The 20016-nt window shown below is 75.3% G+C and carries 22 protein-coding genes; 14 read left to right on the top strand and 8 right to left on the bottom strand.

What is annotated here, in order from left to right; all coding sequences use genetic code 11:
• Positions 1–12: 12 nt before the first annotated feature.
• Positions 13–1230: a fumarylacetoacetase gene (fahA, locus tag CLV72_RS23475; RefSeq protein ID WP_211303062.1), complete on the top strand. Its 1218-nt coding sequence runs from the start codon at positions 13–15 to the stop codon at positions 1228–1230.
• A gap of 153 nt (positions 1231–1383) precedes the next feature.
• On the opposite strand, the gene CLV72_RS23470 is transcribed toward fahA, so the two are convergent.
• Positions 1384–2151, bottom strand: a complete 768-nt coding sequence (locus CLV72_RS23470; RefSeq protein WP_106250294.1) for a YqjF family protein — start codon at positions 2149–2151, stop codon at positions 1384–1386.
• Between the two features lie 131 nt (positions 2152–2282).
• Here CLV72_RS23470 and CLV72_RS23465 point away from each other — a divergent pair, with 131 nt between their 5' ends.
• Complete coding sequence (locus CLV72_RS23465; protein ID WP_106250292.1) at positions 2283–3797, top strand: aldehyde dehydrogenase (NADP(+)); 1515 nt, start codon at positions 2283–2285, stop codon at positions 3795–3797.
• A gap of 72 nt (positions 3798–3869) precedes the next feature.
• On the opposite strand, the gene ctaD is transcribed toward CLV72_RS23465, so the two are convergent.
• Positions 3870–5552 (bottom strand): aa3-type cytochrome oxidase subunit I, encoded by a 1683-nt coding sequence (gene ctaD / locus CLV72_RS23460; RefSeq protein WP_106250289.1) that lies wholly within the window; start codon positions 5550–5552, stop codon positions 3870–3872.
• Positions 5553–6206: 654 nt separating this feature from the next.
• Here ctaD and CLV72_RS23455 point away from each other — a divergent pair.
• Together CLV72_RS23455 and CLV72_RS23450 are read left to right on the top strand one after the other, a co-directional pair.
• Positions 6207–6917 (top strand): L-2-amino-thiazoline-4-carboxylic acid hydrolase, encoded by a 711-nt coding sequence (locus tag CLV72_RS23455; protein WP_106250286.1) that lies wholly within the window; start codon positions 6207–6209, stop codon positions 6915–6917.
• Between the two features lie 212 nt (positions 6918–7129).
• On the top strand, positions 7130–8377 hold the full coding sequence (locus CLV72_RS23450) for a glycosyltransferase (RefSeq protein WP_106250284.1): 1248 nt from the start codon (positions 7130–7132) through the stop codon (positions 8375–8377).
• Here the strand turns inward: CLV72_RS23450 and CLV72_RS23445 are convergent.
• Entirely contained in the window at positions 8374–9033 is a 660-nt protein-coding gene (locus CLV72_RS23445) for a TetR/AcrR family transcriptional regulator (RefSeq protein WP_106250281.1), read from the bottom strand. The two genes, CLV72_RS23450 and CLV72_RS23445, sit on opposite strands and share 4 nt — an antisense overlap.
• A gap of 85 nt (positions 9034–9118) precedes the next feature.
• Between CLV72_RS23445 and CLV72_RS23440 the strand changes: the two genes are divergently transcribed.
• From CLV72_RS23440 to CLV72_RS23430, 3 genes are all read left to right on the top strand, one after another.
• Positions 9119–9853: an SDR family NAD(P)-dependent oxidoreductase gene (locus CLV72_RS23440; RefSeq protein WP_106250278.1), complete on the top strand. Its 735-nt coding sequence runs from the start codon at positions 9119–9121 to the stop codon at positions 9851–9853.
• Positions 9854–10027: 174 nt separating this feature from the next.
• Entirely contained in the window at positions 10028–10765 is a 738-nt protein-coding gene (locus tag CLV72_RS23435; RefSeq protein ID WP_211303061.1) for an SDR family oxidoreductase, read from the top strand.
• 51 nt (positions 10766–10816) lie between these two features.
• Entirely contained in the window at positions 10817–11005 is a 189-nt protein-coding gene (locus CLV72_RS23430; RefSeq protein WP_106250276.1) for a hypothetical protein, read from the top strand.
• Between the two features lie 197 nt (positions 11006–11202).
• Here the strand turns inward: CLV72_RS23430 and CLV72_RS23425 are convergent, their stop codons facing one another.
• Entirely contained in the window at positions 11203–11931 is a 729-nt protein-coding gene (locus CLV72_RS23425; protein WP_106250274.1) for a glycerophosphodiester phosphodiesterase, read from the bottom strand.
• A gap of 183 nt (positions 11932–12114) precedes the next feature.
• Between CLV72_RS23425 and CLV72_RS23420 the strand changes: the two genes are divergently transcribed.
• Complete coding sequence (locus tag CLV72_RS23420) at positions 12115–12975, top strand: CPBP family intramembrane glutamic endopeptidase (RefSeq protein WP_106250271.1); 861 nt, start codon at positions 12115–12117, stop codon at positions 12973–12975.
• Here the strand turns inward: CLV72_RS23420 and CLV72_RS23415 are convergent.
• Positions 12972–13826, bottom strand: coding sequence for an NAD(P)H-binding protein (locus CLV72_RS23415; RefSeq protein WP_106250269.1), 855 nt, complete (start codon positions 13824–13826; stop codon positions 12972–12974). The two genes, CLV72_RS23420 and CLV72_RS23415, sit on opposite strands and share 4 nt — an antisense overlap.
• Positions 13827–13939: 113 nt before the next feature.
• Between CLV72_RS23415 and CLV72_RS23410 the strand changes: the two genes are divergently transcribed.
• Positions 13940–14866: an AraC family transcriptional regulator gene (locus tag CLV72_RS23410; protein ID WP_106250267.1), complete on the top strand. Its 927-nt coding sequence runs from the start codon at positions 13940–13942 to the stop codon at positions 14864–14866.
• 16 nt (positions 14867–14882) lie between these two features.
• Here the strand turns inward: CLV72_RS23410 and CLV72_RS23405 are convergent, their stop codons facing one another.
• Genes CLV72_RS23405 through CLV72_RS23395 form a run of 3 tightly spaced genes read right to left on the bottom strand, consistent with a single transcriptional unit; the run spans position 14883 to position 17420 of the window.
• Positions 14883–15293, bottom strand: a complete 411-nt coding sequence (locus tag CLV72_RS23405; protein WP_106250265.1) for a cupin domain-containing protein — start codon at positions 15291–15293, stop codon at positions 14883–14885.
• Between the two features lie 46 nt (positions 15294–15339).
• Positions 15340–16161 carry a phosphoenolpyruvate hydrolase family protein gene (locus tag CLV72_RS23400; protein ID WP_106250262.1) on the bottom strand — a complete coding sequence of 274 codons (822 nt, stop codon included), beginning with the start codon at positions 16159–16161 and terminating at the stop codon, positions 15340–15342.
• Positions 16158–17420: a Tm-1-like ATP-binding domain-containing protein gene (locus CLV72_RS23395; protein WP_106250259.1), complete on the bottom strand. Its 1263-nt coding sequence runs from the start codon at positions 17418–17420 to the stop codon at positions 16158–16160. The genes CLV72_RS23400 and CLV72_RS23395 overlap by 4 nt, the downstream gene beginning before the upstream one ends.
• 230 nt (positions 17421–17650) lie before the next feature.
• On the opposite strand from CLV72_RS23395, the gene CLV72_RS23390 reads away from it, so the two are divergent.
• The 5 genes from CLV72_RS23390 (at position 17651) to CLV72_RS32360 (ending at position 19991) form a co-directional block, all read left to right on the top strand.
• Positions 17651–17977 carry a nuclear transport factor 2 family protein gene (locus CLV72_RS23390; protein ID WP_106250256.1) on the top strand — a complete coding sequence of 109 codons (327 nt, stop codon included), beginning with the start codon at positions 17651–17653 and terminating at the stop codon, positions 17975–17977.
• A gap of 113 nt (positions 17978–18090) precedes the next feature.
• The gene (locus CLV72_RS23385) at positions 18091–18579 is read left to right on the top strand and encodes a nitroreductase/quinone reductase family protein (protein WP_211303060.1); all 489 of its coding nucleotides are present in this window, start codon (positions 18091–18093) and stop codon (positions 18577–18579) included.
• A 215-nt stretch (positions 18580–18794) separates the two neighbouring features.
• A complete protein-coding gene (locus tag CLV72_RS23380; protein ID WP_146159538.1) occupies positions 18795–19034 on the top strand; it encodes a hypothetical protein in 240 nt (79 codons plus the stop codon).
• A gap of 133 nt (positions 19035–19167) precedes the next feature.
• Positions 19168–19824, top strand: a complete 657-nt coding sequence (locus CLV72_RS23375) for a DsbA family oxidoreductase (protein ID WP_106250248.1) — start codon at positions 19168–19170, stop codon at positions 19822–19824.
• The gene (locus tag CLV72_RS32360; protein ID WP_170141086.1) at positions 19821–19991 is read left to right on the top strand and encodes a hypothetical protein; all 171 of its coding nucleotides are present in this window, start codon (positions 19821–19823) and stop codon (positions 19989–19991) included. The genes CLV72_RS23375 and CLV72_RS32360 overlap by 4 nt, the downstream gene beginning before the upstream one ends.
• Positions 19992–20016: the final 25 nt, after the last annotated feature.

Genomic DNA, 20016 nt, shown 5'->3' with positions numbered 1-20016 from the left:
GGGGTGGAGCGGGTGACGGGTGCGGCGGCCACCTGGGTGGACGTGCCGGAGGGCTCCGGATTCGGGCCCGCCAACCTGCCCTACGGGGTGTTCGCGCCGTCCGGCGGGGAGCCCCGGGTGGGCGTCGCGATCGGCGGCCGGGTCCTGGACCTGGCCGCCGCCCTCGGCGACCCGGTGTTCGCCGCCCCGGCGCTGAACCCCTTCCTCGCCCAGGGCCCGGCGCGCTGGCGGGAGGTGCGGGCGCGGGTGGCCGAGCTGCTCGGCGACGAGCGGCACCGCGCGTGGGCGGAACCGCACCTGCACCCGCTGGACGGGGTGGCGCTGCGGCTGCCCTTCGAGGTGGCCGACTACGTCGACTTCTACGCCTCCGAGCACCACGCCGCCAACCTCGGCGCCCTGTTCCGCCCCGGGCAGCCGCCGCTCACCCCCAACTGGAAGCACCTGCCGATCGGCTACCACGGCCGGGCCGGCACCGTGGTGCCCTCGGGCACCCCGGTGGTGCGCCCGTGCGGCCAGTACCGCCCCGACCCCGACGCGCCGCCCGTGTACGGGCCGACGCGGCGGCTGGACATCGAGGCGGAGGTCGGCTTCGTGGTGGGGGCGCCGTCGAAGCCGGGGGAGCCGGTGCCGCTCAGCGCCTTCGCCGAGCACGTCTTCGGGGTCTGCCTGGTCAACGACTGGTCGGCCCGCGATGTGCAGGCGTGGGAGTACGTCCCGCTCGGGCCGTTCCTCGGCAAGTCCTTCGCCACCTCGGTGTCGCCCTGGGTGGTGCCGCTGGCGGCGCTGGCCGCCGCCCGCACCGCCCCGCCGCCGCGCGAGCCCGCGCCGCCGCCGTATCTGCGCGACGGCGGCGAGCCGTGGGGGCTCGACCTCGCCCTGGAGGTGCGCCTCAACGGGCACCTGGTGTCGCGCCCGCCCTACGCCGCCATGTACTGGACCCCGGCGCAGATGCTGGCGCACCTCACCGCCAACGGCGCCGCGCTGCGCACCGGCGACCTCTTCGCCTCCGGCACCGTCAGCGGCCCCGGCCGTGAGCAGCGCGGCTCGCTGGCCGAGCTGTCGTGGGGCGGCGCGGAGCCGCTGCGGCTGCCCGGGGGCGCCGAGCGGACCTTCCTGCACGACGGCGATGAGGTGTCCATCACCGCCACGGCACCGGGCACCGACGGGAGCCGGATCGGCTTCGGTGAGGTCACCGGGCGGGTGCTGCCCGCCCGGCCGCCCGAGGGCTGATCCAGGCCCGCGCGTTCGCTGACGCGTGCCAGGCGCGTGACGCTTGCGCGTTCAGGTGACCCGGCCGGGGGTCGCCGCGGTGTTCGCTATGCGTTCCCAGGGGGTCGCCGCAGTGTTTGCTAGGCGACCCCGGAGGGGTCGCCGCGGTGCTTGCTAGGCGACCCCTCCGGGGTCGCCGAACCGGGCCCGCACCCCCGGCGACCACAGCACCGAGCAGGGCGGCTCCGCCTCGACCGGTAGGCCGGCGGCCCGCAGGACCGGGATCGCGGTCTTGCCGTCGCGCCCCGGGCCGACCAGTTCGGCGCGGTGCAGCGGCCAGGGCTCGTGGTCCACCGCCAGCCAGCGGGTGCCGGTGACGTGGGCGACGTGCAGGCCCCAGCGGGCGGTGAGGAAGTCGTCGAGCGGCGAGCCGCGGTGGACCGGCTCGTCCGGGTTCACCCGGAAGGCGGCGGTGACGCGCGGTCCCGGCAGCCGCCGCCGCGAGACGTAGCGGATGCCGTCGGCCCGGTCGGTGATCCGCACGTCGGCCAGCATGTAGGGCAGCTGGGTGAGCAGCCGCGCGCCGGCGACGACATGGGGGGAGTCGGCGTCCATCGACAGGAACACGGTGCCCTGGCGGCCGTGCCGGTCGCGCGAGTACAGCCGCACGTTCAGCTCGGCGAAGCCGCCGAGCGGCAGCAGCCCGGCCATGGCGTTGGAGGTGACCCGGAAGGCGACGATGCCGGCGTAGGCGACGCCGTCGAAGAGGTCGGGCTCGGTGCCGCGCGGCAGCAGCGCGGCCACGGCGGCGGTCGGGACCGGCCAGTGCAGGAACGCGACGTCGGCCCAGTCCTGGGTGACCAGCGCTGGGCCGCGCAGCGGCGGGCCGCTGCTCGGCGGCACCGTCTCGCGGGGAGGGTCGGCGGAAGCGTCAGCGGGCATGTGCTCCAGCTAACCGCATCCGCGGTCGCTCCCGCCACGCCGGAAAGCGCGTGTGGCAGACTCGGCACCGCCTGTGCGGATGCGATCTGATATACCAATATTCCGGACGCACGACTGGGAGAACCGACACCGTGGCACCCGTGATCAGTTACGACCCCCGTACCGGCAAGGCCGTCGAGGAGGTGATCGAGGAGAGCACCACCGCCGAGGCGGACGCCGCCTGCGTCGCGGCGCGGGACGCCGCGCCCGCACTGGAGGCGATGGGCCGCTCCGGGCGGGCCCGGCTGCTGCGCGGGCTGGCCGACGCGCTGGAGGCCGACCGGGCCGGCATCGTGGCGCTGGCCGACCGCGAGACCGCGCTGGGCGAGACCCGGCTGAACGGCGAACTGACCCGCACCTGCTACCAGCTGCGGATGTTCGCCGAGGTGCTGGACGAGGGCTCCTACCTCGAGGCCGCCATCGACCACGCGGGCGACACCCCGATGGGCCCCCGCCCCGACCTGCGCCGGATGCTGGTGCCGCTCGGCCCGGTGGCGGTCTTCGGCGCCAGCAACTTCCCGCTGGCCTTCTCCGTGCCCGGCGGCGACACCGCGTCCGCGCTGGCCGCGGGCTGCCCCGTCGTGGTCAAGGCGCACCCCTCGCACCCGGCCACCTCCCAGCGCTGCTTCGAGGTGATGCGCGCCGCCGCCGAGGCGGCGGGCGCGCCGGTCGGCACCCTCGGCCTGGTGCACGGCCAGGCGGCCGGCGCCGCGCTGGTCGAGCACCCGGCGGTGCGCGCGGTCGGCTTCACCGGCTCGCTCACCGGCGGCCGCGCCCTGGCCGACATCGCCGCCTCCCGCCCCGACCCGATCCCCTTCTACGGCGAGCTGAGCAGCATCAACCCGGTCGTGGTGACCCCGAGCGCCGCCGAGGAGCGCGGCGCCGACATCGGCTCCGGGCTGGCCGGCTCGGTGCTGCTGGGCGCCGGGCAGTTCTGCACCAAGCCCGGACTGGTCTTCGTGCCCGCGGGCGAGGCCGGCCGGGCGCTCACCGAGTCGGTGTCGGCGGCCGTCACCGAGGCGGCGGCCGGATGGGCGCTGAACTCCGGCATCGCCGGAACCTTCCGCGCGGGCGTGGCCGGCCTGTCCGGGCACGCGTCGGTCGCCACCGCCGCCAGCGGCGGCCAGGCCGACGGCGACGGCTACGCGATGTCTCCCACGGTGCTGGCCACCTCGGCCACCGAGCTGACCCCCGATCTGGTGGACGAGTGCTTCGGGCCGGTCACCCTGCTGGTGGCCTACGCCTCGGAGGCCGAACTGCTCGGCGCGCTGCGGCGGCTGCCCGGCTCGCTGACCGCCACCCTGCACACCGCCGACGGCGACGAGGAGCTGACCGCGCGGCTCACCGCCGTGCTGCGCCCCCGGGCGGGCCGGATCCTGTTCGGCGGCTTCCCCACCGGGGTCGCGGTGTCCTGGGCCCAGCACCACGGCGGGCCGTGGCCGTCCACCAACAGCCAGCACACCTCGGTGGGCGCCACCGCCATCCGCCGGTTCCTGCGCCCCGTCACCTGGCAGAACGCGCCCGAGCACGCCCTGCCGGCCGAACTGCGCGAGCAGCCGCCGAGCCCGCTGCCCCGCCGGATCGACGGGCGGCTGGTCCTGCCGTAGCGGCCCCGCCTCCGTGCACCGGGCGGCCCGGCCGGCCGGAAACACGGGCACCAGGCCCGCCTGAAGTGGCGGCTACCGGTCGGCATCTGCCCGGATCGGTTCCGTCGGCCCTGGATCGGGGTGGTGCAGGTCGAATGCGGGCCGCTCGGAGCGGATGCGGGGCAGCGAGGTGAAGTTGTGCCGCGGCGGCGGGCAGGACGTGGCCCACTCCAGCGAATTGCCGAAGCCCCACGGGTCATCGCTGGACACCCGGGCGCCCCGGCGCGCGGTGACGAGCACGTTGGCGAAAAAGAACAGCGTCGAGGCGCCGAGCAGGAAGGAACCCAACGACGACACCATGTGCAGCTCCCAGAAGCCGTCGCCGGGCAGGTAGTCGGCGTAGCGGCGGGGCATGCCCTCCGCACCGAGCCAGTGCTGTAGCAGGAAAGTGGCGTGGAAGCCGACGAATAGCGTCCAGAAGTGCCATTTGCCCATACCCTCGTGCAGGAACCTGCCGGTGAACTTGGGCCACCAGAAGTAGAAGCCGGCGAACATCGCGAAGACCACCGTGCCGAAGAGCACGTAGTGGAAGTGCGCCACCACGAAGTAGCTGTCGTGGACGTGGAAGTCGATCGGCGGCGAGGCCAGCAGCACGCCGGTGAGCCCGCCGAACAGGAAGGTCACCAGAAAGCCGATGGCGAAGAGCATCGGCGTCTGGAAGGTGAGGTGCCCGCGCCACATGGTTCCGGTCCAGTTGAAGAACTTAATGCCAGTGGGCACCGCGATCAGGAAGGACAGGAAAGAGAAGAACGGCAGCAGCACCGCGCCGGTGGGGAACATGTGGTGCGCCCACACGGTCATCGACAGGCCGGTGATACCGATGGTGGCCGCCACCATGGTCTTGTACCCGAACAGCGGCTTGCGGGCGAACACGGGGATGATCTCGGTGACGATGCCGAAGAACGGCAGCGCCACGATGTACACCTCGGGATGGCCGAAGAACCAGAACAGGTGCTGCCAGAGGATCGCGCCACCGTGCTCGGGATTGAACACGTGGGTGCCGATCATCCGGTCGGTGCCCAGCGCGGCCAGGCTCGCGGTTAGCACGGGGAAGGCCAGGATCACCAGCACGCTGGTGAACAGGATGTTCCAGGTGAAGATCGGCATCCGGAACATGGTCATGCCCGGGGCGCGCAGGACGATGATCGTGGTGATGAAGTTGACCGCGCCGAGCACGGTGCCGAGGCCGGCGACGATGAGGCCTACCACCCACAGATCGCCGGCGACACCGGGCGAGCGCACCTCCGTGGACAGCGGGGTGTAGGCGAACCAGCCGAAACTGGCGGCACCGCCGGAGGTGAGGAAACCGCTCATCGTGATTAGCCCGCCGAACAGGAACAGCCAGTAGCTCAGCATGTTCAGCCGAGGGAAGGCGACATCGGGCGCGCCGATCTGCAGGGGCATGATTACATTAGCGAAGCCTGCGAAGAGCGGAGTGGCGAACAGCAGCATCATGATGGTGCCGTGCATCGTGAACAGCCGGTTGTACTCCTCGTACGTCATCAGCTCCATGCCGGGGTACATCAGCTCGGCCCGGATGAGCAGCGCCATCACACCGCCGGCGACGAAGAAGCCGAACGCGGTGATGATGTAGAGGTAGCCGATGGTCTTGTGGTCGGTACTGCTCAGCCACGATGCGACCACGGAGCCCGCCGGGCGGCGGCCGATCGGCTCCGGTTCGACTTCGGAGCGCGGGCGCCGGTCGATGTCGGTCATCGTGTGTTCCTCTCGGTAACCTCGGCGGGCCGCGGGACCGTGGGTGAGCCGCCGGCCGCGCACAGCGGAACGACGGCGGCGAGCAGCACGGCGCAGAACGCGAAAACCGCGCAGATCGCGGTCAGCGCGCCGCGCGGCACCGGTTCGACCGGTCCTGGAGGGACGTACGCGCGGGCTGGGCCGGTGGCCGGCCGCTCCGTTGGGCCCGCGTCGTGGAATCGTCGCTCGATCTCCCGGAATGCCCGCCACTGGTCAGGCGACATCGTCATCAGAAAGCCCTCATTCTGGAATAAGTGCTGGTCAGCCCCAAGATTCAAGGCCAGCTGATCTCTACCCCGTGCCGCTGTCGCGTGATCCTCGGTCTGTGATCTGAGCGGACTCGTCGGCGAGGGAAAGAGATGAACGGTGCCGCGCCGCCCCACGGGCGGAAGCCGGCCCCTCACCGCCGCCCGGCCCGGGGCTCGGCCGCCGGCGGCCCGCGCGCACCGGCGCGGCTGCCATAATGGCGGCGTATCTGTTCACTGAAGTGTCGTCAGCGCCCGGTGGTCGGTGGAGCGCGCTGGCGTGCTCGCTCGGTTGCGAGCACGGCCAGCCCTGCCCCGGCAGTGCCGTCGTCCGTGCCCTCGGAGCCGAGCCCGCTCCGAAAGGACGACCATGTCCGACGAGTCCACCGACACCTTCGACCTGACCGGCGACGACTACCGTCCCGATCCCGACCGCGACACCACCCTGCTCATCGAGGGCTTCTTCGACCGGATCGCCCGGCGCTCGGCCGCACTCGGCCTGCCGGACGGGCGGCTCGACGCGATGCGGGCCCGCCACACCGCACTCCTCGCCGCCTCGGCGCACCGGATCGTGGACGAGCCCTCGCGGCACAACCTCCGCATCACTCTCGCCCTGGTCGCCGCATACGAGGGGCTGCGCCCGGAACTCGACGGCCCGGCGGCCGCCGCGGAGCTGCGGGCCGCGCTGGTGGAGCCGCTGGGGGAGGCCATGCGCGACGGCACCCGCGCGATGCTCGACGCCGCCGCCGACCCCTTCGCCGCGATGGTGGCGGTCTCCAAGGCGCGCGAGGAGCACGCCTTCGGCGCGGCCTTCACCTTCCACCGCCCGGTCGACGATGACGAGCGCTACTTCGTGGATGTGCGGCACTGCTTCTACCATGAGGTGCTGGCCGCGCACGGCGCGCCGGAGCTGACTCCGGCGATGTGCGCCATCGACGCCAACTGGATCGACGCCATCGACCCGGACCGGCACGGCTTCGCCTTCGAGCGCGCCACCACGATCGGACTGGGCGGCACGCACTGCCCGTTCCACTTCCGCCGCGTCGGTCCCGCCGAGCGGGAGGCCGGCCCGGCCGCCTAACGGAGGCCCGTGCGGGCGGGGCCGGTCCGGTCCCGCCCGTACGGTGATCACGGTCGATCGTGCCGAGGAACCCGGGCGGACTTGACGGAGAGTCGCGGACGTCTTGACGTTCTCTGTCCGGACCGGCGGAAACGGCGCCGTCCGCCGTCGCGGTCCGCCAGGATTCCGGGCACGACGTCGCCCGCGCACGGGCCGGAACGGAGGAGAGCGCGATGCGGATCGTGATCGTGGCGGTGGGCTCGCGCGGCGACGTGGCGCCCTACACCGGTCTCGGCCTCCGGCTCCGCGAGGCGGGGCACGACGTGGCCATCGCGGCGCACGCGCCCTTCGCCGATTACGTCCGCTCGACAGGGCTCGGCTTCAGCCCGCTGCCGATGGACCTGCGCGCCGAGCTGGACTCGCGCGAGGGATGGCGCGTGCTGCGCCGCTCGCCGCTGGCGCTGGCCCGGTTCGCCCGCATGTACGCCGAGCACGCCACCGCGATGGCCGAGGCCACGGCCGCCGCGGCCGAGGACGCCGAGCTGCTGATGCTGTCGGCCATGGGCTGGATGGGCCTGCACGTCGCCGAGGGGATGGGCATCCCGTCCATGGGCGTGTTCCTGCAGCCGATGGACGCCACCGCCGAGTTCCCGCCGTCCCTGGTCACCACCCGCTCGCTGGGCGGCTGGGGCAACGCGGCCGCCGCCCGGGTGCTGCGCACCCTCGGGCAGCGGCCGTTCCGCTCGGCCGTGCGGGCGCTGCGGGCCCGCTACGGACTGCCCGACATCGCCCCGGGTGAGCTTTTCCGCCGCCTGGAGGAGAGCGGCTGGCCCAACTGCTACGGGTTCAGCCCGGCGGTGGTGCCCCGGCCGGCCGACTGGCCGCCCGGGAGCGAGGTCGTCGGCTACTGGTGGCCCGCGGCCGAGCCCGGCTGGCGCCCGCCGTCCGAGCTGGCCGACTTCCTGGCGGCGGGGCCGCCCCCGGTCTTCGTCGGTTTCGGCAGCATGACGGCCGAGGACGGCGCCGAGCTGGGCGCGGCCGTTGCCGGCGCGCTGCGCCGGGCGGGGGTGCGCGGTGTGGTGCAGGCGGGCTGGGCCGGGCTCGCGGCCGAGGCGGGCGACGACGTCATCGCGGTGGGCGAGGTGCCGCACGGGTGGCTGTTCCCGAGGATGGCGGCGGTGGTGCACCACGCCGGCGCCGGCACGACCGCCGCCGCCCTGCGCGCGGGCGTTCCGGCCGTTCCGGTGCCGGCAGCGGCCGACCAGCCGTTCTGGGCCGACCGGATCACCCGGATCGGCGTCAGCCCGGGGCCGGTGCCGTTCCGGCGCGTCACCGCGGAGCGGCTCGGCGAGGCCGTGCGCGCCGCGGTGACCGAGCGCCGCTACCGCGAGCAGGCCGGGCGGCTGGCCGACATCATCGCCACCGAGGACGGCGCGGGCAGCGTGCTCCGGGTGGTCGACGCGCTGGCGTCGCGGACCTAGCCCGGTGCGCCGCCCGCGCTCTGCCCGTCCGTGCTCTGCCCGGCCGCCGGCCGGGCGGGGGCGAGCCAGTCCCAGGCCGCCATCGCGCTGTCGACGACGGCCAGCAGTTCGGCCCGGGTCGCGCCGTCGTAGGCCTGGATGGACATGCCGTGCAGGACGGCGTTGTAGAAGCGGGCCAGCGCGGCGGTGTCGGTGCCGGGCGGGAGGTCGCCCTCGGCCGCGCCGCGGTCGAGCCGCTCCCGCAGCGCGCCGAGGTCGTCGCGGCGCAGCTTGGCCAGTAAGTCGCGGGCGCCGGCGCTCTCCTCCGTGCAGTTGACGGCGGCCAGGACGACCATGCAGCCGGCCGGGCGGTCGCCCGCCGTGTAGGCGAGCGCGTTGGTGCGCAGCAGGCCGTCGACGGATGCGCGTGCGGTCGGGCCCTCGCGCAGCGCGCGGGACGGCGCCGCGCCCTCGGTGCGGGTGTACAGCTCCACGGCCTCGCGGAACAGCGCCTCCTTGGAGCCGAAGGCGGCGTAGAGGCTGGGGGAGTTGATGCCCATGGCCGCGGTGAGGTCGGCCATCGAGGTGGCCTGGTAGCCGCGCTCCCAGAAGGCGCACATCGCCTGTCCGAGCGCTGCTTCGCGGTCGAAGCCGCGGGGGCGCCCGCGTGCGGCCATCCCGCCTCCCGTCGCCGTCGCCTTGACGAGCCATCGTAGTCCCTGATTGTATTTCTGTGTCGTTCGATACAGAAATGAGGCGGACATGGCGTCAGGACGGGTGGCCCTGGTCACCGGTGGAAGCAGGGGGATCGGCGCGTCGATCGCGCTCCGGCTGGCCGCCGAGGGCGTGGACGTGGCGGTGACCTACGAGCGCGCCGCCGACCGCGCCGCCGAGGTGGTGCGGCGCGTCGAGGCGGCCGGGCGGCGCGGCCTGGCGATCCGCGCCGACAGCGCCGACGCCGAGCAGGTGGTCGCGGCGGTGGAGGAGACCGTGAAGGTGTTCGGCCGGATCGACGTGCTGGTCAACAATGCCGGGATCTACCAGGCCGCCCCGGTCGAGGAGCTGACCGCCGCCGACGTCGACCGGATGCTCGCCATCCACGTGCGCGCCGTCGTGCTGGCGACCGGGGCCGCCGTGCGGAGCATGGCGCCGGGCGGCCGGATCATCAGCATCGGCAGCAACCTTGCCGAGCGCGCCACAGTGCCGGGCACCGCCCTGTACGCGGCCGGCAAGTCGGCGCTGACCGGCTTCACCCGGGCGCTGGCCCGCGAGGTCGGCGGCCGGGGCATCACGGCCGTGGTGGTCCACCCCGGCTCCACCGACACCGACATGAACCCGGCGTCCTCGGAGTACGCCGCCGAGCAGATCGCCGTCACCGCGCTCGAGCGCTTCAACGGGCCCGGTGACATCGCGGCGACCGTCGCCTTCCTCGCCGGGGAGGGCGGCCGCAACATCACCGGCACCGCCATCACCGTCGACGCGGGCGCCAACGCCTGAGCGGGGGACCCGCGCCGAGGCCGTCCGACCGGGCAGGACGGCCTCGGCGAACCCGTCGGCTCCGTCTCGGCAGGTCGCGTTGGCCGATCGGGCGGGCGCCGCCTACGGTGGCGGTGCGCACCGGCCGGGGGCGGCCGGGCGGCGGAGCGCGGGCGCGAAGCGGGGGAGCGGAGCATGGCCGTGCCGATCAGGGGATCTCGGGTGCTGGTGACCGGCGCCGGGCGCGGGCTCGGCCGGGTCTTCGTGCGCACGCTGATAGACCGGGGCGCGGCGAAGGTGTACGCGTCGACCCGCAGCGGGGCGCCGGTCTTCGGATCCACCGCGCCGCTGCGGCTGGACATCACCGACCCGGGGCAGGTCGCCGAGGCGGCCGAGACCTGCTCCGACGTGAACGTCCTGATCAACAACGCCGGGGTCATGCACCGCACGCCGCTGATCTCCGCCGCCGACACCGAGGGCGCGCGGGCGGAGATGGAGACGAACTACTTCGGCACCCTCGCGATGTGCCGCGCCTTCGCCCCGGTGCTGGCCCGCAACGGCGGCGGCGCCCTGGTGAACATCCTGTCGGCCGCCGCCTGGTTCGCGATGCCGTTCAACGGCTCCTACTGCGCGTCGAAGTCGGCGGAGTGGTCGCTCACCAACGCCGCCCGGGTCGAGCTGCGCGCCCAGGGCACCCTGGTGGTCGGCGTCTTCGCCAGCGTGATCGACACCGCGCTGTCCTCGGGCGGCGCCGACGCGCCCAAGGTGAGCCCGGAGAGCGTGGTGCAGCAGACGCTCGCCGCCGTCGAGGCGGGCGAGCAGGAGGTGCTGGCCGACTCCCGCAGCCAGGCCGTCAAGGCCGCGGTCCCCACAGACCTCGACGACATCTACCCCGGCGTCCAGTCCCTGTGGGACGCCGGGGCGCAGGGCTGAGCGGGCGCGAAACCGGTGGCGGTCGGCGGCGGGCCGCGCCATCCTGGGCGCATGACCGCCGACGCCCCGTCCGGTGACCCACGCGTGCGGCCGCTGGCCGACGCCGTGCTGCTGTGGTGCGGAGGCATGGGCCCGGCCGCCGACGCGGTGCGGGCCGCCTGCGAGGCCGCCGCCGCGGGCGCCGAGGGGCCCGAGCTGCTGATGCTCGCCGCCCTGCCCGAGCGCGACGCATCTTACTAGCTGCGCGACGCCCTGCCCCGGCTCTGCGCCGAGCAGGGCGTCCGGCACTTCGAACCCGGTACGCCCGCGGCCCACGAGGCGGCCCTGGTGGTGCTGGCGCGGCGGGTGCTCGCGGGCGAGATCGCCCCCCGGCGGCTCACCGCGAGCGTGTACGAGGCGTTCGGGTACGCGGCGCCGTCCTGAGACGGGCGGTGCCGTCAGACGGGGGAGCGCAGCGCGGCGGCCAGTTCGCCTGGGTGGTCGGTGGTGACGCCGTCGACGCCCATCGCGAGGACGCGGCGCAGCTCCGGCACCTCGTTGACGGACCAGGTGGTGATGCGCAGGCCCGCGGCGTGGCAGGCGTCGACATGGGCGGCGGTGAGGCCGGGCAGGCCGCATACCACCGTCTCGGCCTCGGCGGCGCGGGCGGCGGCGACCAGCTCGGCGGCGGTCTCGGTGGCGCGGTGGGTGATGAGCCCGACCGGGGTGCCGGGGCGCAGCCGCCGGATCTCCAGCAGCCGGTCCGGCTTGAACGAGATGACCAGGGTGCGCGCGGCCAGCGCGGGCTCGGCGTCGAGCACCCGCGCCAGCGGCTCGACGGCCGCCGGGTCCTTCAGCTCGGCCTGGATCGGGACCGGGATCACCGCGACCGCCTCGGCGAAGGTCGGCACCCGCGTCTCGGGGTCGGGATCGAGCGCCCGGATGTCGGCCAGGGTCAGCTCGGCGACCTTCCCCGGGGTGCCGGTGGTGCGCAGGAGGTCGGCGTCGTGCACCAGGACGAGGTGGCCGTCGCGGGTGCGCCGCAGGTCCAGCTCGACCTCGTCGCAGCCGTCGGCGACCGCGCGCCGGAACGAGCGGAGGGTGTTCTCCGGTTCGACGCCCATAGCGCCCCGGTGCCCGGTGATGCGGACGGGGGCCGGGTCCGGGGCGGCCTGAGGGGTCGGCATGGTCGGATGCACCTCGATCGGGTCGGGGCCGGGCGGCCCGGTGCGGGTCGGATCTGGTCAGCGATGATCTCAGTCCGCCCCCGTGCGCCGGGGGACGGCGTGCCCCCGGTGCGCCGAAAGCCGTACGGCGGGTCCGTCCGCAGGGCGAGGCGGAGCGGTGCGGGCGCGGGCACACTGGCGGCCATGCGCTCCCGCACCACCGTGATCGTCCTCTGCCTCGCCGTATTCGGCGCGGCCCTCGCGTTCCTGCTGCTGACCGGGCACACCGGGCTGCGGCTGTCGGCCGACGCCGAGGCGTCGGCGGTGCCGATGGCCGCGGTGCTGGCCTCCACCGCCGCCGGGCTGCTGCTGGTGCGGCTGGTGCCGCCCCGGCTGCCCGAGGCGGAGCCCGAGCCGGCCGAGCACCGGCCCGCGCTGGTCCGGCAGGCATGGGGGCTGGCGGCGATCGCGGTCGTGTTCGCGGCGGCGGGGCTCGCCCTCGGCGGGCACTGGCTGCTGTACTCCGCGGGCAAGCTGGTGCTGTTCATCGGTGTCGCGCTGCTGGTGGTGCGGATCTGGCGGGTGCCGGGGCTGCTGCGCCGGGCCAGGGCGGGCGTGCCCGGGCGCTGGCGGCTGCTCGGACCGGTGCCCGCGCTGGCCGCGTGGGCCTACCTGCTCTACTACAGCCCGCTCGCGGGCGCCGCCGACCTGTCGGGCTACGCCGCCTACAGCCGCGAGTACCTGATCGCGGCGGCGCTGCTCACCTTCGTCACCGCCAGCGTCACCGAGGAGATCTTCTTCCGGATCCTGCTGCAGACCCGGCTGGAGGCGCTGCTCGGCCGCTGGGCGGGCGTGCTGACCGCGTCGCTGCTCTTCGCCGCCATGCACCTGTCCCGCGTCGCCGACTCGCCCGACGCCGCCACCCTCGCCACCATCGTGGTGTGGAACGGCGGCTTCGGGCTGCTCGCCGGCTACCTGTGGTCGCGGCACCGCAGCGTCTGGGGCGTCATCGCCCTGCACGGGGCGGTGAACTCCCTGACGCTGCTGCCCCTGCTGGCCGGCTAGACGGGCGCGCCGCTCCACGCCCCCGCGGCCGCCGCCCGCCTCGCCCAGTCGGCGAAGTCGACCGGGTCGCGGCCGAGGGCGTCGCGGACGCCGGTGGCGGGCCGCGCGGTCAGGCCCGCCTCGTGCAGGGCGAACATGGCGACGAGGGAGTCCGCCGCCGCCGCGGGCACCCCGGAGGCGAGCAGTTCGGCGCGGTACTGCTGCGGGCTCAGCTCCTCGAAGCGGATCTCGCGGCCCGAGGCGGCTGCGATCTCGGCCACGGCCTGCCCGAAGCTGAGGCCGCGCGGCCCGGACAGTTCGTAGACGCGGCCGCCGTGCCCGTCGCCGGTGAGGGCCGCCACGGCGACGTCGGCCACGTCCTCCACGTCCACGAAGGGCTCGGGCACCGCGCCGGCCGGCAGGCCGAGCCGGCCGGCCGCCAGCGGGGCGTGCCACAGGTCCTCGTCGAAGTTCTGGTCGAAGTTGTTGGGCCGCAGCACCGTCCAGGCGGCGCCCGAGCCGCGCACCGCCCGCTCGGCCTCGGCCATGCCCGCGCCGAAGCCGGCGCCGAAGTGCTCGGCGCCGCGGCCGGACAGCAGCACGAAGCGGCGCACCCCGGCGTCCTCGGCCGCCCGTACGAAGGCGGCGGTCGGCGCGGGGTCGTCCGGCGGCACCAGGTACACCCGGTCCGCCCCGTCCAGGGCGGGCCCCCAGGTGGCGGGCTCGGTCCAGTCGAAGCGCACGTCGGCGGTGCGCGAGGCGGCGCGCACCCGCAGCCCGAGGGCGCGCAGCCGGGCCGCCACCCGGCGGCCGGTCTTGCCGGTGGCGCCCAGCACCAGGATGCCGGGGCCGGTGGTCGTCGATGTCGTCATGCCCCCAGCCAAGCGCCGCCCGCCGCCTTGCGGCCATGGCCGGGCGTACCGCGCGCATAGGCGCCCGTCCGGGCCGCCGCCCGCCGGTCCGGGCGCTGCGTAGGCTGGACGCCATGGACGTGTTCGACGAGCTGCTGCGCGGGGTGCGCGGCTCCGGAGCGGTGTTCGGCCGGTCGGTGCTCTGGCCGCCGTGGGCGCTGCGGCTCGGCGGCGGCGCCTACCTGACCCTGGTGGTGCCGATGCGCGGCGCGGGCTGGATCGTGCGCGAGGGCGCCGAGCCGCGCCTGGTGCGGCTGGGCGAGGCGGCGGTGGTGCGCGGCCCCGAGCCGTTCACGATGGCCGACGAGCCCGCCGCGCCCCGCCGGCTCAGCCCGGCGCCCCCGGCCGACCTGGACGGCCTCGCGCCGGGCGAGCTGACCGGCCCCACCGTGCTGCTGGTCGCCGGCTACCAGGTGGGCGAGCAGGCGCCGCGCCGGCTGCTCGACGCGCTGCCGCCGGTCGTCGTCGTCCCCGACGAGGAGGACTGCGCCGGGCTCCGCGACTACCTGGAGGCGCAGATGGCGGTCGAGCGCCCCGGCCGCCAGATCGTGCTGGACCGGCTGCTGGACTGGCTGCTGGTGTGCACCCTGCGCGACTGGTTCGACCGGCCCGAGGCGGCGCCGCCCGGCTGGTACCTGGCGCTGGGCGATCCCGTGGCCGGCCCCGCGCTGCGCGCCGTCCACGACGACCCCGCCCGCCCCTGGACCACCGCCTCGCTGGCCGAGCTGGCCGGGGTCTCGCGCACCACCTTCGCCAAGCGCTTCACCGAGCTGGTCGGCGAGGGCCCGGTCGCCTACCTGACGGAGTGGCGGATGACCCTCGCCGCCGACCTGCTGGCCGACCCCGGCCTCACGGTCGCGGCGGTGGCGCGCCGGGTCGGCTACGCCGACCCCTTCGGCTTCAGCGCCGCCTTCAAACGGGTGCGCGGGCTGAGCCCGAGCGCGCACCGCCGCGCCCTGCTCGGTGCCGACGTGCGCGCCGAGCCGCTGCCGGTGGGCTGAGCGGGCCCGGCGCCCCTCAGCCCTCGCGCCGCCACAGCACCGGCATGCCCGCCCCGTCGGAGCGGAAGTCCGGCGCCTCGGTCAGCGCCGCCTCGGCGCCGCCGGGGGAGTAGGTGACCACCAGCCGCAGCGGCCGCCAGCTCCGGTTGTGCGTGGAGTGGTAGACGCCGGTCGGCACCCAGACCCCCTCGCCCTCGCGGATGGTGAAGGGCTCGCCGTCGCCGACCGTCTGCTCCGCCTCCCCGGACACGACGTAGATCAGTTCCTCGGCGTCGGGGTGGTTGTGCCGCTCGTGGCCCCGGCCCGGGTAGACGATCACCTCGCCCTGGCTGGTGGCGGCGCCCGGGACGGACGCGGGGGTGACGAACCAGGTGATGGTGCCCCAGTCGAAGCTCATCGTCGGGACGTCGTCGGGCCTGATGTGCATTGCCGCCTCCTCGCGGACGGGTGGGACGGAGGGCCGGGCCGGGGCATCAGCCCCTGACCCGCTTGAACGCGTCGACCTGCGCGGTGATCGCCCGCTCGGTGGGCAGCCGCTCCATCGAGGATGCGCCGAAGAAGCCGACCACACCGGAGGTGTGCTCCAGCACGTACCGGGCGTCGTCGGGTTCGGCGATGGGGCCGCCGTGGCACAGCACCAGGATGTCGGGGCGCTCGGCGACGGCCGCGTCGCGCATCTCCTGCACCCGCCGCGCCGCCTCGTCCAGGCTGAGCGCGGTGGCGGCGCCGATCGTGCCCTTGGTGGTCAGCCCGACGTGCGGGACCAGCACGTCGGCGCCGGCCCGCGCCATCGCCGCGGCCTGGCCGGGGTCGAACACGTACGGGGCGGTGAGCATGCCGCGTTCGGCGGCCAGCCGGATCATCTCCACCTCCAGCTCGAAGCCCATCCCGGTCTCCTCCAGGTTCTGCCGGAACAGGCCGTCGTAGAGGCCCACGGTGGGGAAGTTCTGCACGCCCGCGAAGCCCATCCGGGCCAGCTCGTCCAGGAAGACCGGCATCAGCCGGAACGGGTCGGTGCCGCAGACGCCGGCCAGCACCGGGGTGTGCCGCACCACCGGCAGCACCTCGGCGGCCATGTCCACCACGACCTGGTTGGCGTCGCCGTAGGGCAGCAGCCCGGCCAGCGAGCCGCGCCCGGCCATCCGGTAGCGGCCGGAGTTGTAGATGATGATCAGGTCGGCGCCGCCCGCCTCGGCGCACTTGGCCGACAGGCCGGTGCCCGCTCCGGCGCCGACGACCGTGCCGCCGCCGTCGACGGTGGCGCGCAGCCGGGCCAGCGCGTCGTCTCGGTTCATCGCTCCGCTCCGATCAGTGCGTGCAGCCGGTCCGCCATTGCGGCGGCGAACCGCTGGTCGTTGATGTGCAGGTCCAGCGGGACCAGCTCCACGGGCGACCCGGCCAGCTCCTCGCTGAGCGCGGCGAAGCAGGCGTCGTCGGCGGCGCGGTCCTGGAAGGGCTGCCCGTCGGCGTCCAGCGCCGAGACCCCGCGCCGCGGCCAGAACACCGAGGTGGGTCCGGTGGCCGCGCGCAGCTTCGCGCCGGCGAGCCGGCCCAGCTCGGCCATCTCGGCGGCGGTGGTGCGCATCAGGGTGACCGTGGGGTTGTGCACGTACAGCAGCCGGCCGGCGAAGGGCTCGGGCACGGTGCCGCGGGGGCCGAAGTTCACCATGTCCAGCGCCCCGGGCGCCACCACCTGCGGCAGCCCGGCGCGCCCGGCTGCGGTCAGCCGGTCGGGCCCGGCGCTGAGCACGCCGCCCACCAGCTCGTCGGCGAGTTCGGTGGTGGTCAGGTCCAGCACCCCGTGCAGCAGCCCGCTCGCGGCCAGCGACTCCAGTGCCCGGCCGCCCGCGCCGGTGGCGTGGAAGACCAGCACCTCGTAGCCCAGCTCCTCCAGCCGGGCCCGCGCCGACTCCACCGCCGGGGTGGTGACGCCGAACATTGAGGCGGCGACCAGCGGCCGGTCCTCCCCGGCGGCCGGGCGCGGCGCCGCGTGCGCCCTCGCCATCCCGGCCACCGCCGCCACGGCATTGCCCAGGACCAGCCGCGACACCCGGTTCACTCCGGCGATGTCGACCACGCTGTACATGATCGCGACGTCCTTGGCGCCCACGTACGGCGCGACGTCGCCCGACGCCATGGTCGAGACGATCAGCTTGGGCAGCCCGATCGGCAGCTCGCGCACGGCCCGGGCCGCGATGGCCGAACCGCCGCTGCCGCCAACGGCCAGCACCGCGTCCAGCCGCCCCCGCCCGTGCAGTTCGGTCAGCACCGACGCGGCGCCCTCGGCCATGGCCGCCACGGCCGCGCCGCGGTCGCCGGCGGCGCCCAGCCGCTCGACGTCGGCGCCGGCGGCCGCGGCCACCGCCGCCCGGTCGATGTCCGGTACGGCTCCGGCCGGCGGCCGCACGCCCGCGTCCACCAGCACCACCGCGCAGCCCGCCTCGGCCAGCCGCTCGCGCAGCCACGCGTACTCGGCGCCCTTGGTGTCCAGGGTGCCCAGCAGGGCGACGACGGGGGCGCGGTCCGCGTCCGCGCTCGGGTGCTCGGGGGTCATCCGCGCCCTCCTCGGTCGGCGTGCGCCCGGCGCGGTGCGTACGGGCCGAGGGCACCGGGCGCGGTCGGCACCACCTTCTCACGCGGACCCCGGCCGGGCACGGCCCCAGGCGACACACCGGTGCCGCCGCCGGGGCGCTCCCGGCGCGCCGGGCGCCGCCGCCGTACCGTGGGGACGGGCCCGCATCCGGCGCGGCCCGTGACGGCACCCGCAGGCCAGGAGGCAGGCACATGGCCGAGAACGCACTCCCCGACCCCGTCGAGCGCGCCCTGGCCGCGGCCAACGGCGGCGACACCGACGGCTTCCTCGCCGCCTTCGCGCCCGGTGGCGCGGTCGACGACTGGGGCAGGGTCTTCCGCGGACCGGCGGAGATCCGCAGGTGGAGCGATGCCGAGTTCATCGGCAAGCGCGTCAGCCTCGAGGTCACCGGCGTCCGGAGCGAGGGCGGCACCACCACGGTCAGCGCCCAGGTCGGCGGGGACGGCTTCAACGGCCCCTCCGACTTCGCCTTCACCCTCGACGGCGACCGCGTGTCCCTGATGCGCATCACCGGCTGAGCCGGCCGGCGGCGGCGCGGATCGCCGCGCGGCGCGCGGCGCGCGGGCGGAGGCGCGCGGCCGGGAGGCTCCGGCCCGCACCGATGCGCGACACGACCCGACGGAGGCGCGCGATGCCGCGACCGTTCCCGGCAGGGGCCGCCAAGCGGTGGATGTACCGCGGCGGCCGCCCCAACGCGCTGGCCCGCGTGCTGAACCGGCTGGCCGCGCTCCAGTTCGCCACCGGGCGGCTGGCACCGCGCAACTGGGTGGCCCTGGAGGTCGTCGGCCGGCGGAGCGGCCGCCCCATCTCCTTCCCCCTGGTCCTCACCGACCACGGCGGTGAGCGCTACCTGGTCTCCATGCTGGGCGAGGACGCCAACTGGGTCCGCAACGTCCGCGCCGCGGACGGCAGGGCCGTCCTGCTGCACGGCGCCCGCGAGCTCGTGCGGCTGCGCGAGATCCCCGTCGCGGACCGGGCGCCGGTGCTCCGCCGCTACCTGCGGCTGGCCCCGGGCGCGCGCCCGCACTTCCCGGTCGACCGCGACGCCCCGCCGCCGGAGTTCGAGCGGGTGGCCGGCCGCTATCCGGTGTTCCGGGTGGAGTCGGCGGCGGACGACTGAGCGCGGCCCGGGCCGCGGCCCAGCGGCGATCGCCGGTGTGGACGCGATGTCAACAGGCCGTGGACGCACGGTCAACAATTGCGCGACCGCGCTCGGCATACTGAGTGCCGCGCGGGATTTCTGGCCGTATAACCCTTGTTGAGCAGCGGTTATGTAATCGCCAGGAGGATTTCGCGCGCCATTTCTCGGTCGATGACGGAAAGGCGATGACGGCGATGCCGAAGACGGGGAAGGCCGCGCGGGCCGCGAAGCGGGCGGCGCTGGTGGCGGGGGCGGCCGCGGTCGCGTTCGGGCTTGCGGCCCCGGCGCATGCGGGCGACGGCTGGAGCACCCGGGCGCAGGGCGATATGAACGTGACGGCCCTGGGCGACTCCTGGGTCACCGGGGCGGGCGGCTCCGCCGCTCCGCAGAACACCTGGTACACGGTCGCCCCGCTGAACACCTGGTACTCCTGAGCCGCCCTCCGGTGCCGCCCGCGCTGAGGGGCGGCACCGGGCGCACGCCCGTCCCCGCGGCACCCGTGCGGCGGGGACGGGCGGCGTGCCGGGGGCCGGGAATGCCGCGTCGGGGGGCGGAGTTGCACGGCACGTGAGCGATGCGATCAAAGTGGACGTCTGGTCCGACGTCCAGTGCCCCTGGTGCTACATCGGCAAGCGCAAGTTCGAGGCCGGAGCCGCCCGGTTCGGCGGCGAGGTGGAGGTGGAGTACCACTCCTTCGAGCTGGCGCCCGACACCCCCGAGGACTTCGACGGCTCGGCCCTCGACTTCCTGGTGCGGCGCAAGGGCATGCCGCCCGAGCAGGTGCGGCAGATGCTGGACCGCGTCACCGCCATCGCCGCCTCGGTCGGGCTGGAGTACGACTTCGACTCGGTCCACCAGACCAAGACGCTGAAGGCGCACGAGCTGCTGCACCACGCCAAGGCCGAGGGGCGGCAGCTCGACATGAAGGAGCGGCTGCTGCGCGCCTACTTCGTGGAGGGCGCGCACGTCGGCCGGGCCGAGGGGCTGGCCGACCTCGCCGCCGACATCGGGCTCGACCGCGGTGCCGCCCTGGCGGCCCTGGCCGAGGGCACCTACCGCGAGGCGGTCCGCGCCGACATCGAACTGGCGCAGCGCTACGGCATCCGGGGCGTCCCCTTCTACGTGCTGGACGCCAAGTACGGCGTCTCCGGCGCCCAGGAGCCCGAGATCTTCGCCGACGCCCTCAGCCAGGCGCAGCGGGACCGGGAAGGGGCCCGCGCATGACGGCCCCCGCCGCTCCCGCCCCCGGCGACGGCCCAGCCCCGCCGGAGCCCGCCCCGCTGCTGATGGTCGGCACCGGCGCGGACGGCGCCGACAGCAGCTGCGGCCCCGACGGCTGCGCGATCCCCGCCGACCACCCCGCCCGCGCGGCCGCCGGAACCGGCGAGTAGCGAGACCAGTGCCGCGCCCGGACGC

This window comes from Allonocardiopsis opalescens (assembly GCF_003002095.1).
Taxonomy (GTDB): domain Bacteria; phylum Actinomycetota; class Actinomycetes; order Streptosporangiales; family Streptosporangiaceae; genus Allonocardiopsis; species Allonocardiopsis opalescens.
This window is presented reverse-complemented; position numbering and strand designations above follow the sequence as displayed.